Source organism: Streptomyces sp. WAC 04229 (genome assembly GCF_003947455.1).
Taxonomy (GTDB): Bacteria; Actinomycetota; Actinomycetes; order Streptomycetales; family Streptomycetaceae; genus Streptomyces.
Map to the genome: position 1 here is coordinate 1 of NZ_QHJH01000162.1, position 15,950 is coordinate 15,950.

The window sequence follows — 15,950 nt, forward strand, 5'->3', positions numbered from 1 at the left end:
TTCATAGTGTTTCGGTGGTCATAGCGTAGGGGAAACGCCCGGTTACATTCCGAACCCGGAAGCTAAGCCTTACAGCGCCGATGGTACTGCAGGGGGGACCCTGTGGGAGAGTAGGACGCCGCCGAACTCCTTTTAGAGCTCTGGCTCTTGGGCACGCAGCCCGAGGGCCAGAGCTTTTTTGCGTTGAGGTAAGGTCAGTGAGCATCATTGGCTCGTTTCCCACCAGGAGGCCCCCGCGTGGAGGTCCAGGAGACCCGCGTGCAGACGGACCGGGTCCTCACCATTCCGAACATCCTGAGCATGGCGCGCCTCGCCGGCGTGCCGCTCTTCCTGTGGCTCATCCTCCGCCCCGAGTTCGGCGGCCCGCAGAGCGACGGATGGGCGCTGTTGGTGCTGGCCCTGAGCGGGGTCAGCGACTACCTGGACGGGAAGCTCGCGCGGCGCTGGAACCAGATCAGCAACCTCGGGAGGCTCCTGGACCCCGCGGCTGACCGGCTCTACATCCTCTCGACGCTGGTGGGCCTCACCTGGCGGGAGATTCTCCCACTCTGGTTGACGCTTGTACTTCTTGCCCGCGAGGCGGTCCTGCTCGTGATGGTGGGCATCCTCCGTCGGCACGGCTATCCGCCGCCACAGGTGAACTTCCTGGGCAAGGCGGCCACCTTCAACCTCATGTACGCCTTCCCTCTGCTGCTGCTCAGCGACGGCAGCGGGTGGATCGCGTCACTTGCCGCTGTTTTCGGATGGGCGTTCGCCGGGTGGGGTACAACCCTGTACTGGTGGGCAGGTGTTCTCTACGTGGTGCAGGTCCGCCGCCTGGTCCGTGCGGACGCCACAGCCGATCGAACTCTCTGATTGTGCGGCCCCTGTGGCCGGATGGCCCGCGCTGGAAAAGTGCGGGACCCTGGACGGGTGAAGTCGGCTTAACCGTCGTCTCTTAGAGGAGGACGCTTCCGACATGAAGGCCGTCGTGATGGCTGGAGGCGAAGGCACCCGCCTTCGTCCCATGACCTCGAGCATGCCCAAGCCGCTCCTGCCGGTGGCCAACCGGCCGATCATGGAGCATGTGCTGCGGTTGCTGAAAAGGCATGGGCTCAATGAGACCGTCGTCACCGTTCAATTCCTGGCCTCCCTGGTCAAGAACTACTTCGGTGATGGCGAAGAGCTCGGGATGGAGCTCACGTATGCCAATGAGGAGAAGCCACTCGGTACCGCCGGAAGTGTGAAGAACGCCGAGGAGGCATTGAAGGACGATGCCTTCCTCGTTATTTCCGGCGATGCCCTGACCGACTTCGATCTCACCGATCTGATCAATTTCCACAAGGAAAAGGGCGCGCTCGTCACCGTGTGTCTGACACGCGTGCCCAACCCGCTGGAATTCGGTATCACCATCGTCGACGAAGAGGGCAAGGTCGAGCGCTTCCTGGAGAAGCCGACCTGGGGCCAGGTCTTCTCGGACACGGTGAACACCGGTATCTACGTCATGGAGCCCGAGGTCTTCGACTACGTCGACCCCGATGTGCCCGTGGACTGGTCCGGCGACGTGTTCCCGCAGCTGATGAAGGAAGGCAAGCCCGTCTACGGCTACGTCGCCGAGGGCTACTGGGAGGACGTCGGCACTCACGAGAGCTACGTCAAGGCCCAGGCCGACGTCCTGGAACGCAAGGTCGACGTCGACATCGACGGCTTCGAGATCTCTCCGGGCGTCTGGGTGGCCGAAGGTGCCGAGGTGCATGCGGACGCCGTGCTGCGGGGGCCGCTGTACATCGGTGACTACGCGAAGGTCGAGGCCGGCGCCGAAATCCGCGAACACACGGTCGTCGGCTCCAACGTCGTCGTCAAGAGCGGTGCCTTTCTCCACAAGGCCGTGGTGGCGGACAACGTGTATGTCGGCCCGCAGAGCAATCTGCGGGGCTGTGTAGTCGGCAAGAACACCGACATCATGCGTGCCGCGCGGATCGAGGACGGCGCGGTCATCGGCGACGAATGCCTGGTCGGCGAAGAATCGATCATCCAGGGCAACGTGCGGGTCTACCCGTTCAAGACCATCGAGGCCGGAGCCTTCGTCAACACCTCGGTCATCTGGGAGTCCCGGGGCCAGGCGCATCTGTTCGGGGCGCGCGGCGTGTCCGGCATCCTGAACGTGGAGATCACGCCGGAACTGGCGGTACGGCTGGCCGGCGCCTACGCGACCACTCTCAAGAAGGGCTCCACCGTCACCACCGCCCGTGACCACTCCCGTGGTGCCCGTGCGCTGAAGCGGGCGGTGATCTCCGCGTTGCAGGCCAGCGCCATCGATGTACGCGACCTGGAGAACGTACCGCTGCCCGTGGCGCGGCAGCAGACCGCGCGAGGCAGTGCCGGCGGGATCATGATCCGGACCACCCTCGGGGTACCGGACTCCGTCGACATCATGTTCTTCGACGGGCAGGGCGCCGACCTGTCGCAGGGCAGCCAGCGCAAGCTCGACCGGGTGTTCGCGCGGCAGGAGTACCGGCGCGCGTTCCCCGGTGAGATCGGGGACCTGCACTTCCCGTCCAGTGTGTTCGACTCGTACACCGGATCGCTGCTGCGGAACATCGACATCACGGGGATCGCGGACTCCGGCCTCAAGGTGGTCGTCGACGCCTCCAACGGCAGTGCGGGGCTGGTGCTGCCCAGTCTGCTCGGCAAGCTCGGTGTCGACTCGCTGACCATCAACCCCGGACTCGACGAGTCCAGGCCGACCGAGACCGCCGACGTGCGGCGGTCGGGGCTGGTGCGGCTCGGGGAGATCGTGGCGTCCTCCCGGGCGGCCTTCGGGGTGCGGTTCGACCCGGTCGGCGAGCGGCTGTCGCTGGTCGACGAGAAGGGCCGCATCATCGAGGACGACCGGGCGCTGCTGGTGCTGCTCGACCTGATCGCGGCCGAGCGGCGCAGCGGGCGGGTCGCCCTGCCCGTGACGACCACCAGGATCGCCGAGCAGGTCGCCGCGTACCACGGCACCCAGGTGGAGTGGACGACCACCTCTCCGGACGACCTGACGCGGGTCGGCGGCGAGGAGGGGGCCATCTTCGGCGGCGACGGCAAGGGCGGCTTCATCGTCCCCGAGTTCAGCAGTGTCTACGACGGTACGGCGGCGTTCGTGCGGTTGATCGGGCTCGTCGCGCGGACCCAGCTCACACTGAGCCAGATCGACGCGCGGATCCCGCGGGCGCACGTCCTCAAGCGTGACCTGGCGACTCCGTGGGCCGTCAAGGGTCTCGTGATGCGGCGCGTCGTCGAGGCCGCAGGGGACCGCTCCGTCGACACCACCGACGGTGTGCGCGTGGTGGAGACCGACGGCCGCTGGGTGATGGTGCTCCCCGACCCGGCCGAGGCGGTGACCCATCTGTGGGCCGAGGGTCCGGACGACGCCTCCGCGCAGGCGCTGCTGGACGAGTGGGCCGCGGTGGTGGACAGCGCCGGACGCTAGATCACACCGCACGCGTGCGTGCCGGACAAGTGTCCCCAAGGGGGCCTGTCCGGCACGCCGGTGGGGCCATTCGGAGGTAGTGGCGGCGGCGTGCGACGATGTGCGACATGCCGCAGCAACCCCCCGTTCGGAGCACATCCACGCGGCCCGCGCGCCCGGACGCGTCCATGTCCTTGCTCACCAACGTCATGGACCACAGCCTCGACGACGGCTATGCCGAGGCGGCCGCGCGGAAGAAGGCCGAGGGCGGCGGAGGTATGCCGAAGACCCTGCGGGCCAAGCTCGGACTGGCCGTCGGCCTGGTGCTGGCGGCGCTGGTCGTCACGGTCGGCGCGGCCCAGGCACGGGTCGCCGCTCCCGTGGTGGCCAAGGAGCGCGAGGAGCTGATCGACCGCATAGAGGGGGAGACCTCGGCGGCCGACAAGCTGGAGCAGAGCGTCGACGAACTGCGGGACGAGGTGGGCGCGCGGCAGCGCGAGGCGCTGGACAAGAGCGGCGCCGGCGACCGGGCCGACCTGGTGGGCATCCTGTCGGGCGCGGTCGAGGTGCACGGCCCGGGCGTGAAGCTCGTGGTGAACGACGCCAAGGACGTGGGCACGGGCGGTGACGGGCAGCCGCGCGGCACCTCCGGGTTCTCCGACACCGGCCGGGTCCGGGACCGGGACATGCAGCGCGTGGTCAACGGGCTGTGGGAGTCGGGCGCCGAGGCGATCTCCATCAACGGTCAGCGTCTGACGGCACTGTCGGCGATCAGGGCCGCCGGTGACGCGATACTGGTCGACAACAGGCCGCTGGTGCCGCCGTACACGGTGCTCGCGGTGGGCGGCGGCGAGCGGCTGAGCAGCACCTTCCAGGACAGCGCCGACGGGCTGTACCTGCACGCCCTTCAGGAGAACTACGGCATCCGGACGGCCATCTCCGTGGCGCAGGACCTGCGGCTGCCTGCCGCACCGAGTGTGATCGTACGTACAGCACAGCCGATAACCGAGAAGGGCACATCGTGATCGCCGTACTGGGCCTCGTCGTGGGAGTCGTGGCCGGACTGTTGGTCCGGCCCGAGGTCCCGGCGGCCGTGGAGCCTTACCTGCCGATCGCCGTCGTGGCGGCGCTGGACGCCGTCTTCGGTGGTCTGCGGGCCATGCTCGACGGCATCTTCGACGACAAGGTCTTCGTGGTGTCCTTCCTGTCGAACGTGGTCGTGGCCGCGCTGATCGTGTTCCTGGGCGACAAGCTGGGCGTCGGTGCCCAGCTGTCCACCGGTGTCGTGGTCGTCCTCGGCATCCGGATCTTCTCCAACGCCGCGGCGATCCGACGCCACGTCTTCCGGGCGTGAGGCCGATGAGCGACCACGACGAGCAGCCCGCGAACCGGCTGCGCAAGGAACTGCCCGACGAGGTGGCGCCGGCGCAGGACGCCCCCGGCGCCGACACTCCCGAGGAGCCGCAGCCGGTGCAGGGCGGGCCGAGCGGCCGGGAGCGGCTGCTCAAGGGCCTGTGGCCGCCACGCCTGACCCGGGCCCAACTCATCGTCGCCCTGCTCTTGTTCGGGCTCGGATTCGGGCTCGCGGTGCAGGTGGCGTCGAACAGCGAGAGCGACGGCGCGCTGCGCGGTGCCCGGCAGGAGGATCTGGTTCGCATCCTCGATGAACTGGACGACCGTACTCAGCGTCTTGAAGACGAGAAGCAGGGCCTCGAGCAGCAGCGGGACGAGCTGGAGAACAGCTCCGACCAGGCGGAGGAGGCCCGTAAGCAGACGCTGGAGAAGGAGCGGCAACTGGGCATTCTCGCGGGCACCGTGGCCGCGCAGGGGCCCGGCATCACGGTGACGGTCCAGGACACGAAGGGAGCGGTCGAGGCCGACATGCTGCTCGACGCGATCCAGGAGCTGCGTGCGGCGGGCGCGGAGGCGATCCAGGTGAACGGTGTGCGGGTCGTCGCCGGCACCTACCTCGCGGATTCCGACAAGTCCGTGAGCGTGGACGGGAACAAGATCAACGCGCCCTATCGTTTCCAGGTCATCGGCAAGCCGCAAGACCTCGAACCGGCTCTCAACATTCCTGGAGGCGTGGTGCAGACTCTGGAAAAGGAACAGGCCACCGTTACTGTTGAGCGGTCGAGCAAGATCGTCGTGGACGCCTTGCGAGCGGCGGAGCGGCCTGACTACGCTCGGTCGTCCTCCCAGTGAACCGGCGGTGCATGGGGGACGTCCGGCGAGGGCATGAGGTTGCGGGGGGTCGGCGCACCGATTGGGTGGTGCGTGGTGGAAACTGTCTGGTGGAGACGGACGTTGTGAAGATGTCCGGGTCGGTCAGTACGGTCAGTCAGGGTTCGTCCTGCCCCACGGGCGGGTCTGTTTCGGTCAAGGGGAATCGCCCGTGAAGTTGTTTGCGAAGTTGTTCGGAAAGAGCGCGCGAGAGGGCAGCGACAACGCGACCGCCCGCCATCGCGCCCAGCCCGACGCGGAGGGCCGACGCCCGATGTTCCGGGACCAGGTGGGTGGTCCGGGCGGTGACATTTCCGGTGGTCAGGGCGCGCCGTCTGTTGACCCTGCACAGTCCGGCGGCATAGGTTTCGGGCAACCGTCAACCTCAGGTACGGGTGGAGGGTTTCACCCCGATCCGTACGCGTCGAACGCCCCGGCGGGGCAGCCGCGGCAGGAGGATCCGTCCATGTCGGCCCTGGTGTGTACGAGGTGCGGTAACCGCAACGCGGAGAACAGCCGCTTCTGCTCCAACTGCGGTGCCCCGCTGCGTGCCGGTGCGGTTCCGGAGCGTGCCTCCGAGACGACCTCCACGATCTCCATCTCCGGTCTCGAGGCGTACGACGCCGAGGTCACCGGTCAGACCGCGGTCCCGGCGCTCTCGCCCGAGGCGCAGGCGGCCGTGGACGCGCTGCCGCTCGGCTCCGCGCTCCTGGTCGTGCGCCGCGGTCCGAACTCGGGCAGCCGCTTCCTGCTGGACGGTGAGCTGACCACCGCCGGGCGCCACCCGCAGAGCGACATCTTCCTCGACGACGTGACGGTCTCGCGCCGGCACGTGGAGTTCCGCCGCAGTCCGGACGGATCCTTCACGGTCGCCGACGTGGGCAGCCTGAACGGCACGTACGTCAACCGGGAGCGCATCGACCAGGTCGCCCTGTCGAACGGTGACGAGGTGCAGATCGGCAAGTACCGGCTGGTGTTCTACGCGAGCCAGCGGGGCTACTGACCCGAACCTCCAGGGAAGGTCCATGCTGCATACACCGAGCGGCGGTGCCGGTCACGGCGCCGCCGCCACGGACAGTGGGCTGATGAGCATCGGCACGGTGCTGAACGTGCTGCGTGACGAGTTCCCCGACATCAGCATCTCCAAGATCCGCTTCCTGGAGTCCGAGGGCCTCGTCGAGCCGCGGCGGACCCCGGCCGGGTACCGCAAGTTCAGCGCGCACGACGTGGAGCGTCTGGGCCGGGTGCTGCGGATGCAGCGGGACCACTATCTGCCGCTCAAAGTCATCCGTGAGCACCTGGACGCCGTGGAGCGCGGTGAAGCGGTGTCGCTGCCCACGGTGGGCCGGCAGCGGGACGGGGAGGCGGTACCGGAACCCGCCGACAGCCCGACCGTCGCCCGGATCGGACGGGACGAGCTGCTCGCCGCGGCCGGGATCGACGACCAGGAGCTGAAGGAATGGGAGTCCTACGGGCTCCTCGCCCCCCTGCCCGACGGGGCGTACGACGCCGAGGCGGTCACCGTGGCGTCGCTGGTGACGGAGCTGGGGCGCTATGGGATCGAGCCGCGGCACCTGCGGGTGATGAAGGCCGCCGCCGACCGGGACGCCGGGCTGGTGGACCAGGTGGTCGCCCCGCTGAAACGACACCGCAACCCCCAGACCAGGGCCCACGCGGAAGCGCGTACCAAGGAGCTGGCGGGCCTGGCGGTGAAGCTGCACGCGGCGCTCGTACAGACCGCGCTCGGCGTCCGGCTTCCCTGAAACAGGCCTGTTCGGAGCCCCGGATCGCCCAGTCGATCCCGGCCCGACTACCCAAACGTCCCGGGCACGGCCTAGGGTTGCTGTGTGAACGAGCTCGATGTCGTAGGTGTCCGGGTCGAGATGCCCTCCAACCAACCGATCGTGCTGCTGCGCGAGGTGGGAGGCGACCGCTACCTTCCCATCTGGATCGGACCGGGTGAGGCGACGGCGATCGCCTTCGCCCAGCAGGGCATGGCTCCGGCACGCCCGCTGACCCACGACCTGTTCAAGGACGTGCTGGAAGCCGTCGGCCAGGAGCTCACCGAGGTACGCATCACCGACCTTCGTGACGGGGTGTTCTACGCCGAGCTGGTGTTCGCCAGCGGCGTCGAGGTCAGCGCCAGGCCCTCCGACGCCATAGCGCTGGCCCTGCGCACCGGAACGCCGATCTACGGCAGCGACACGGTCCTCGACGACGCGGGCATCGCGATCCCGGACGAGCAGGAGGACGAGGTGGAGAAGTTCCGCGAGTTCCTCGACCAGATCTCGCCGGAGGACTTCGGGACGAGCAACCAGTAGGGTTTCCCTGAATCGGGGCACGCGAAACCACTCTTAGGGTGATTATCACTCGGCGTGCCGAGTGTGGCGATCGTTGACGCACCCTTGGTGACTGCCTACCTTCGAGGAGGCAGGTCAAGGACGGAGGTCGGCGTGAGGATCAGCGGCGACGGTACGGCTGGGGGTGGCCCCGGGAACGGTCTCGGGGCAAGTGGTCCGTACCCTCCCCAGGACTCTCGGCTCCGCACGGGCGGGGGGTGTGCCCAACAGGCCGGCGCGCCCGATTCCGCTCCGCAGCGGCCGGCCGCCGTGCCGACCAGCGGAGGGGCGGCGTCCATGACGTCCGAGGAGATCGGCTACCGCGGGCCGACGGCCTGCGCGGCCGCCGGCATCACTTACCGGCAGCTCGACTACTGGGCCCGCACGGGGCTCGTCGAGCCCAGTGTGCGTCCGGCGCACGGCTCGGGCACGCAGCGCCTGTACAGCTTCCGCGACGTGGTCGTGCTGAAGATCGTCAAACGCTTCCTCGACACCGGGGTGTCCCTCCAGAACATCCGGACCGCCGTCCAGCACCTGCGGGAGCGCGGCTTCCGCGACCTGGAGCGGATGACGATGATGAGCGACGGCGCCACGGTCTACGAGTGCACCTCGCCCGACGAGGTGCACGCACTGCTCCAGGGCGGCCAGGGCATCTTCGGGATCGCCGTCGGAGTGGTCTGGCGGGACGTGGAGAGCGCGCTGTCCCAGCTGCACGGAGAGCGGATCGACACGGGGGAGACCCTGGTCGGGCACAATCCGGCGGACGAACTGGCGCGACGCCGCAACAGGGCGGTCTGAGCGGCGCGCCGGTCCGCCCGGTGCGCCGGTCCGCCCGGTGCGCGGGCCGACCGGTGGCGGCCGCATTGTCAGTGGCGTAGGGCAGCATCGGAGATGTGAGAACCGCGCCCACGATCCTGCATCTCGACATGGATGCCTTCTTCGCCTCGGTGGAGCAGGCGTCCAAGCCGAGTCTGCGCGGGAAGGCCGTGGTGGTCGGCGGCCTGGGGCCGCGAGGCGTCGTCGCCACCTGCTCGTACGAGGCGCGCGTCTTCGGCGTCCACTCGGCGATGCCCATGGGCCAGGCGAGGCGGCTGGCGCCCAACGCCGCGTACCTCGTCCCGCGGTTCGAGCTGTACCGGTCGATCAGCGAACAGGTGATGCGGCTGCTCAGGGAGTTGTCCCCGCTGGTGGAGCCGCTGAGCCTGGACGAGGCTTTCGTGGACCTGGAGGCCGGTGGGACGGCCTGGGACGCGGCGTCGGCGCGGCTGGCCGGGACGAAGCTGCGCACGGACATCCGCGCCGTCACCGGCCTCACCGGATCCGTGGGACTGGCCGCCTCCAAGATGCTGGCCAAGATCGCCTCCGAGGAGGCCAAGCCCGACGGGCTGGTCCTGATCCCGCCGGGGACGGAGCGGGCCATGCTGGAGCCCATGTCCGTGCGGACCCTGCCCGGCGTCGGCCCGGCGACCGGCGACCACCTGCGGCGGGCCGGCATCACCACGGTCGGGGAACTGGCCGAGGCGGGCGAGGACGAGCTGGTGCGGCTGGTGGGCAAGGCGCACGGACACGGTCTGTACGCCATGGCCCTGGCGCTCGACGAGCGGCCCGTGGTGGCCGAGCGGGAGACCAAGTCCGTGTCGGTCGAGGACACCTACGACGTGGACATCCACGACCGGGTGCGGGTCGGCGTGGAGGTGGGCCGGCTGGCCGACCGGTGCGTGCGCCGGCTGCGCGCCTCCGGGCTGTCCGGGCGGACCATCGTGCTCAAGGTGCGCAGATACGACTTCTCCACGCTGACGCGCTCCGAGACGCTGCGCGGTCCCACGGACGACCCGGCGGTCGTGCGGGAGGCCGCCGCCCGGCTGCTGGACTCGGTGGACACCACGGGCGGTGTGCGGCTGCTCGGGGTCGGCGTCAGCGGCCTGGCCGACTACACGCAGGAGGACCTGTTCGCGCAGGCGGCGGGCGGCGGGGCCGGGGAACCGGCCGAGGAGCCGGAGTCCGAGCCCGCCGCGGAGCACCGCCCGGCACCCGCGGAGCGCCGCTGGCCGTCGGGGCACGACGTGCGGCACGCGCGGTTCGGACACGGGTGGGTCCAGGGGAGCGGACTGGGGCGGGTCACCGTGCGCTTCGAGACGCCGTACTCGCGGACCGGGCGGGTACGGACCTTTCCGATGGACGACCCGGAGCTGACGCCCGCGGATCCGCTGCCGCTGGTTCCGTCCGAGACGCGAAGACCCGGTGAAGGTCCGGCAAGACCGGTGGCCGGTTAGCCGTACGTCCCGTACGTGCCGGGTCCGTCGCGGGGCCGGAGCGTCAGGTCTCCTCGTTGCCCTTGCCCGCCAGCTTGCCGAAGTCGTGGTCGGGGAGCGGGGGAGCGGCGGCCACGTCGAGGCCGTAGTGGTGGTACAGCTGGAGTTCCTGTTCCGGCGAGAGGTGGCGGCCGACGCCGAAGTCCGGTGCCTCCTTGATCAGGGCCCGCTCGAAGGGCACGCGCAGGGTGCCCTCGACCAGCTCGCTGGGCTCCAGGGGCACGAAGGCGTCCCTGCTGAAGAGGCCGGTGCGGATCGCCGCCCACTCGGGCACGCCGGTGGCGTCGTCGAGGTACACCTCGTCCACGGTGCCGATCCTGGTGCCTTCGCGGTCGAACGCCTTGCGGCCTATCAGGTTCCGCGGGTCGATGTCAGTACGCACGGGCCCTCCACTTGGTCACCACTTGGCCGCACTGGGGTCGCACACCAGCCCGCCGAATCATCCGTAAGTACTACAAAAAACTACATATGGCCGGTCGGCCACTCGAAGGTTCGTGCCGCGAGCTCGCTGGTACGCTGGCAAGCGGCTGCTGACCCCGCGCGGGAGAGTCCTCCGGACACCATCGGAGGCGCCGAAGGAGCAAATCCTCCCCGGAATCTCTCAGGCTCACGTACCGCACGGACGAGGTCACTCTGGAAAGCAGAGCGGGTGTCGACGGCTTCCGCTCTCACCGACGGTGAAAGCCGGGACGCCCTCGGGCCGCCCCGGTGAAGCTCTCAGGTTGAGATGACAGAGGGGGAGGCCGTCCGGGTACCCGCGCCGTGGTGCCCCTCGCAGGTCGTCAGACCAGGAGGCCTCCGCAATGACCGTCCACCGCACTCCGCTCACCGAACTCGAACAGGCAGCGCCGTTCGAGCAGCGCCACATCGGCCCCGACCACGAGGCCCGGGCCAAGATGCTCGCGCAGGTCGGTTACGGTTCGCTCGACGAGCTGACGGCCGCCGCGGTGCCGGATGTGATCAAGAACGCCGACGCGCTTGACCTGCCCGGCGCCCGCTCCGAGGCCGAGGTGCTGGCCGAGCTGCGCTCGCTGGCCGACCGCAACCAGGTCCTGGACTCCATGATCGGCCTCGGTTACTACGGCACCTTCACCCCGCCGGTCATCCTGCGCAACGTCATGGAGAACCCCTCCTGGTACACCGCGTACACGCCGTACCAGCCCGAGATCTCCCAGGGCCGCCTGGAGGCCCTGCTCAACTTCCAGACCATGGTCGCCGAGCTGACCGGCCTGCCCACCTCCGGTGCCTCCCTGCTGGACGAGGGCACCGCCGCCGCCGAGGCGATGGCGCTCTCCCGGCGCATGGGCAAGAACAAGAAGGGCCTCTTCCTGGTCGACGCGGACGTGCTGCCGCAGACCATCGCCGTGATCCAGACCCGTGCCGAGCCGACCGGCGTCGAGGTCGTCGTCGCCGACCTGAGCGAGGGCATCCCGGCCGAGGTCGCCGAGCGGGAGATCAACGGCGTCCTGCTCCAGTACCCGGGCGCCTCCGGTGCCGTACGCGACATCAAGCCGGTCGTCGAGCGGGCGCACGAGCTGGGCGCGCTCGTCACCGTCGCCGCCGACCTGCTCGCCCTCACCCTGCTCACCTCGCCCGGCGAGCTGGGCGCGGACATCGCCGTGGGCACCACCCAGCGCTTCGGCGTGCCGATGGGCTTCGGCGGGCCGCACGCCGGCTACATGGCCGTGCACGAGAAGTTCGCGCGGAGCCTGCCCGGCCGCCTCGTCGGCGTCTCCGTGGACGCGGACGGCAACAAGGCCTACCGCCTGGCCCTGCAGACCCGCGAGCAGCACATCCGCCGCGAGAAGGCCACCAGCAACATCTGCACCGCCCAGGTGCTGCTCGCCGTCATGGCCGGCATGTACGCCGTCTACCACGGCCCCGACGGCCTGCGGGCCATCGCCCGGCGCACCCACCGGTACGCCTCGATCACCGCCGCGGGCCTCGCCGCGGGCGGCGTCGAGATCGTCCACGGCTCCTACTTCGACACCGTCACCGCGCGGGTGCCCGGCCGGGCCGACGCGGTCGTGCACGCCGCCCGCGCGAACGGCATCAACCTGCGGCTCGTCGACGCCGACCACGTCTCCTTCGCCTGCGACGAGACCACCACGCGCGCCCAGGTCGGCGGCGTGTGGCACGCTTTCGGCGTCGAGGGCGACATCGAGGCGCTGGACGCGGAGACCGCGGAGACGCTGCCCGAGGCTCAGCTGCGCACCGACGACTTCCTGACCCACCCCGTCTTCCACCAGCACCGCTCCGAGACCGCGATGCTGCGCTACCTGCGCCGCCTCGCCGACCGGGACTACGCGCTGGACCGCGGGATGATCCCGCTGGGCTCCTGCACCATGAAGCTGAACGCCACCACCGAGATGGAGCCGGTCACCTGGTCCGAGTTCGGCGCGCTGCACCCCTTCGCGCCCGCCGAGCAGGCGCAGGGCTACCTGACCCTCATCCGTGAGCTGGAGGAGCGGCTCGCGGAGGTCACCGGGTACGACAAGGTCTCGCTGCAGCCCAACGCCGGGTCGCAGGGCGAGTTCGCGGGCCTGCTCGCCGTACGCGGGTACCACCGGGCCAACGGCGACGAGCAGCGCACCGTCTGCCTCATCCCGTCCTCCGCGCACGGCACCAACGCGGCCAGCGCGGTGATGGCCGGCATGAAGGTCGTCGTCGTCAAGACCGCCGAGGACGGCGAGATCGACATCGAGGACCTGCGCGCCAAGATCGAGCAGCACCGCGACGAGCTGGCCGTGCTGATGATCACGTACCCGTCCACGCACGGTGTCTTCGAGGAGCACGTCGCCGACATCTGCGGCCGGGTCCACGATGCCGGCGGTCAGGTCTACGTGGACGGCGCCAACCTCAACGCTCTGGTCGGCCTCGCCAAGCCCGGCCACTTCGGCGGCGACGTCTCCCACCTGAACCTGCACAAGACGTTCTGCATCCCGCACGGCGGCGGCGGTCCCGGCGTCGGCCCGGTGGCCGTGCGGTCGCACCTGGCGCCGTACCTGCCCAACCACCCGATGCAGCCCGCGGCAGGACCGCAGACGGGCGTCGGACCGATCTCGGCGGCCCCGTGGGGCTCGGCCGGCATCCTGCCGATCTCCTGGTCGTACGTGCGGCTCATGGGCGGCGAGGGCCTCAAGCGCGCCACGCAGGTGGCCGTGCTGTCCGCCAACTACATCGCCAAGCGGCTGGAGCCGCACTTCCCGGTGCTGTACACCGGCCCCGGCGGGCTGGTCGCGCACGAGTGCATCATCGACCTGCGCCCGCTGACCAAGGCGACCGGCGTGAGCGTCGACGACGTCGCCAAGCGGCTGATCGACTACGGCTTCCACGCGCCGACGATGTCCTTCCCGGTGGCCGGCACGCTGATGATCGAGCCGACCGAGTCCGAGGACCTGGCCGAGCTGGACCGGTTCTGCGAGGCGATGATCGCCATCCGCGCGGAGATCGAGAAGGTCGGCTCGGGCGCCTGGCCCGCCGACGACAACCCGCTGGGGAGCGCGCCGCACACCGCCGCGGCCCTGGGCGGTGCGTGGGAGCACGCGTACACGCGCGAGGAGGCCGTCTTCCCGGCCGGGGTGTCCGCCGCCGACAAGTACTGGCCGCCGGTGCGCCGCATCGACCAGGCCTTCGGCGACCGGAACCTGGTCTGCTCCTGCCCGCCGCTGGACGCCTACGAGGACTGATCCCCCAGTACGCCCCGTACGTCCGCTACGACAAGAGGCTCCGTACCGCCCATCGGGTCGGTACGGAGCCTCTTGTCGTGTCAGGCGGTCGCGAGTGACACCTCCGTCGACTTGATCAGCGCGATGACGGGAGCACCGACGGACAGGCCCAGGTCCTCGGCGGACTCCTTGGTGACGACGGCGGTCAGCGCACCGCCCTCGACGGCGATCCCGACGGACGCCATCGCACCCCCCGTGGTGAGTGCGGTGACGGTGCCGGGCAGCCGGTTGCGGATCGACAGGCCCTCGACGCGCCCGGTGGCCAGGGCGACCTCCGTGGACTTCACCAGGGCCCGGACGGCGGTCCCGGCGGCGAGCGCCAGGTCGTCGGCGGAGTCCCGGGTGATCGCCGAGGTGAGGTCCTGGCCGCCGGAGAGGCGGACCTTGACCGTCGCCATGGCCTCGCCCGGGGTGACGGTGGTGACGGTGCCGGGGAGCTGGTTGCGGATGCTCAGGCTCATGGGGGGCACCGTAGCGCTGGGATGGGAGCAGTGCAGGGCACCCGGGGCGTTGGATGTAACGCGATACAGCGCTGGCGTGTCGCGTGGTGGGGCGCGCCCTCCCGGAGTCGGATGGGGGCAGGCCGTGGTGCGTGCGCCGCGTCGGCGGTTCGGGCGGAAGGGCCGGCCGGAGGGGACCTGGGGGGAGGCGGCCATGACCACGTAGGCACGGCGGATTACGGGGAGTGATCGCCGCCGGACACGCGTCGGGGCCGGTTCGCGGCCGCGGCTGCGGGCCGGCCCCATGATGCGCCGGACGGAGCGATGTCACCCCGGCCGGCGGGTGCTCAGGCGGCGGTGATCAGGCCCGCGCCGACGGGGCGGTGCGGGGCGATGATCTGGCCGTCCGGCAGAAGCTCACCGGTGTCCTCGAAGAGGACGACGCCGTTGCACAGCAGGCTCCAGCCCTGCTCCGGGTGGTGCGCCACGAGGCGGGCGGATTCCCGGTCGGCGGAGTCGGCTGACGGGCACGGTGGCTGGTGCTGACACATGAGTGGGGTCTCTCGGTCTGTGGTGATGGGTGAGTCTGCTGTCTTGTCTGTCCCGCGGCGTGAAGCGTTGTTCATGGCCGCCCCCCGTATGTCCAAGTCGGTCCGAACCCAGTGTTGCCCCACGGGCGCCGATCCGCAGGTATTTCGCAGCACCGCTTCTCACAGGTTGATGACGCATCACCCGCGCGGACGGTTCAGCCCAACTGCACTGTCACTTCGGGTGGTTCGGCATGGCCGAATGGGGCTAGTCCGCGCGGGTGGAGCGATGCGGGTCAGGCGGGCGAGCCCAGCAGCCCCGTCGGCGTCACCCGGTGCGTGAGGACCGGCAGCAGCTCGGCGGCCCGGTGCGGACGGTGGGCCGCGATGCCCGGAGGCGCGGGCGCCAGCGGAATCAGCAGGTCGGCGGCGGCGGGGTGCCCGGCGGCGGCGTCCGCGGCGCAGTCGCCGTGCAGCCACAGCGTGAGCATGTACAGCTCGGGGACCGACAGCAGACGCGGCTGGTACGACTGGGGTACCGACTCGGCCTGCCGCAGCGCGCGTTCGGTCGAGGCGACGTAGGGGCCCTCGAAGAAGTGCGAGAACGCCCAGCCGTCCGGGGTCAGCATGGTCTCCGCTGCGGCCACCGCCCGGTCGCCGCAGCGGATCAGGAACCGCCACCCGGCCAGTCGCGTCGCCGTCGTGCCTTCCGCCGTGACCCGGTCCAGGACGTGCACGGGCAGCGGCAGTTCGGGTGCGACGGGGCCCTGGGCGCCGAGCAGTGAGGGAGTCCGGGCCTGGGGAGCATGCTCACCCCGGGCGGCGCGGGGGGCCCGGACCTCCGCGAGGTGCCCGGCGCTGCATCGACCGAACGCCGGCGCCGGCAGGCCGAGGCGGCGCCCCAGGCGGACCAGGCGCGGGGGCCGTCAGCCCCCGGGCCGGACATGC

The 15,950-nt window shown here is 70.2% G+C and carries 15 protein-coding genes, 1 rRNA gene and 1 riboswitch; of the genes, 12 read left to right on the plus strand and 4 right to left on the minus strand.

Annotated features, from left to right (window positions below; translation table 11 throughout):
* The first annotated feature begins 10 nt into the window (after positions 1–10).
* The 11 genes from rrf (at position 11) to DMH12_RS29725 (ending at position 10,268) form a co-directional block, all read left to right on the plus strand.
* Positions 11–127 (plus strand): 5S ribosomal RNA (gene rrf / locus DMH12_RS29675).
* 110 nt (positions 128–237) lie between these two features.
* The gene (locus tag DMH12_RS29680) at positions 238–855 is read left to right on the plus strand and encodes a CDP-alcohol phosphatidyltransferase family protein (RefSeq protein WP_125494514.1); all 618 of its coding nucleotides are present in this window, start codon (positions 238–240) and stop codon (positions 853–855) included.
* A gap of 103 nt (positions 856–958) precedes the next feature.
* A complete protein-coding gene (locus DMH12_RS29685; RefSeq protein WP_125494515.1) occupies positions 959–3,454 on the plus strand; it encodes a mannose-1-phosphate guanyltransferase in 2,496 nt (831 codons plus the stop codon).
* A 167-nt stretch (positions 3,455–3,621) separates the two neighbouring features.
* A complete protein-coding gene (locus tag DMH12_RS29690) occupies positions 3,622–4,458 on the plus strand; it encodes a DUF881 domain-containing protein (RefSeq protein ID WP_260474388.1) in 837 nt (278 codons plus the stop codon).
* The gene (locus DMH12_RS29695; protein WP_003977440.1) at positions 4,455–4,787 is read left to right on the plus strand and encodes a small basic family protein; all 333 of its coding nucleotides are present in this window, start codon (positions 4,455–4,457) and stop codon (positions 4,785–4,787) included. The genes DMH12_RS29690 and DMH12_RS29695 overlap by 4 nt, the downstream gene beginning before the upstream one ends.
* A gap of 5 nt (positions 4,788–4,792) precedes the next feature.
* The gene (locus DMH12_RS29700; protein ID WP_125494517.1) at positions 4,793–5,638 is read left to right on the plus strand and encodes a DUF881 domain-containing protein; all 846 of its coding nucleotides are present in this window, start codon (positions 4,793–4,795) and stop codon (positions 5,636–5,638) included.
* A 61-nt stretch (positions 5,639–5,699) separates the two neighbouring features.
* Positions 5,700–6,659, plus strand: a complete 960-nt coding sequence (locus DMH12_RS29705) for an FHA domain-containing protein (RefSeq protein WP_185832624.1) — start codon at positions 5,700–5,702, stop codon at positions 6,657–6,659.
* Positions 6,660–6,681: 22 nt separating this feature from the next.
* Positions 6,682–7,419 (plus strand): MerR family transcriptional regulator, encoded by a 738-nt coding sequence (locus DMH12_RS29710; RefSeq protein ID WP_125494519.1) that lies wholly within the window; start codon positions 6,682–6,684, stop codon positions 7,417–7,419.
* Positions 7,420–7,503: 84 nt separating this feature from the next.
* Entirely contained in the window at positions 7,504–7,977 is a 474-nt protein-coding gene (locus tag DMH12_RS29715; RefSeq protein ID WP_030189411.1) for a bifunctional nuclease family protein, read from the plus strand.
* A 132-nt stretch (positions 7,978–8,109) separates the two neighbouring features.
* Positions 8,110–8,793, plus strand: coding sequence for a MerR family transcriptional regulator (locus tag DMH12_RS29720; RefSeq protein ID WP_125494520.1), 684 nt, complete (start codon positions 8,110–8,112; stop codon positions 8,791–8,793).
* A gap of 95 nt (positions 8,794–8,888) precedes the next feature.
* Positions 8,889–10,268 (plus strand): DNA polymerase IV, encoded by a 1,380-nt coding sequence (locus tag DMH12_RS29725; protein WP_125494521.1) that lies wholly within the window; start codon positions 8,889–8,891, stop codon positions 10,266–10,268.
* 43 nt (positions 10,269–10,311) lie between these two features.
* Here DMH12_RS29725 and DMH12_RS29730 read toward each other — a convergent pair whose 3' ends face one another.
* Complete coding sequence (locus DMH12_RS29730) at positions 10,312–10,689, minus strand: PRC-barrel domain-containing protein (RefSeq protein WP_125494522.1); 378 nt, start codon at positions 10,687–10,689, stop codon at positions 10,312–10,314.
* 149 nt (positions 10,690–10,838) lie between these two features.
* Positions 10,839–10,934, plus strand: a riboswitch (glycine riboswitch).
* Between the two features lie 176 nt (positions 10,935–11,110).
* Between DMH12_RS29730 and gcvP the strand changes: the two genes are divergently transcribed.
* Positions 11,111–13,996 (plus strand): aminomethyl-transferring glycine dehydrogenase, encoded by a 2,886-nt coding sequence (gene gcvP / locus DMH12_RS29735; protein WP_125494523.1) that lies wholly within the window; start codon positions 11,111–11,113, stop codon positions 13,994–13,996.
* 80 nt (positions 13,997–14,076) lie between these two features.
* On the opposite strand, the gene DMH12_RS29740 is transcribed toward gcvP, so the two are convergent.
* The 3 genes from DMH12_RS29740 to DMH12_RS29750 form a co-directional block, all read right to left on the minus strand.
* Positions 14,077–14,496 (minus strand): molybdopterin-binding protein, encoded by a 420-nt coding sequence (locus DMH12_RS29740; RefSeq protein WP_125494524.1) that lies wholly within the window; start codon positions 14,494–14,496, stop codon positions 14,077–14,079.
* Between the two features lie 326 nt (positions 14,497–14,822).
* The gene (locus DMH12_RS29745; RefSeq protein ID WP_125494525.1) at positions 14,823–15,026 is read right to left on the minus strand and encodes a DUF5999 family protein; all 204 of its coding nucleotides are present in this window, start codon (positions 15,024–15,026) and stop codon (positions 14,823–14,825) included.
* Between the two features lie 272 nt (positions 15,027–15,298).
* Positions 15,299–15,907: a hypothetical protein gene (locus tag DMH12_RS29750; protein ID WP_399189260.1), complete on the minus strand. Its 609-nt coding sequence runs from the start codon at positions 15,905–15,907 to the stop codon at positions 15,299–15,301.
* Between the last annotated feature and the right edge of the window lie 43 nt (positions 15,908–15,950).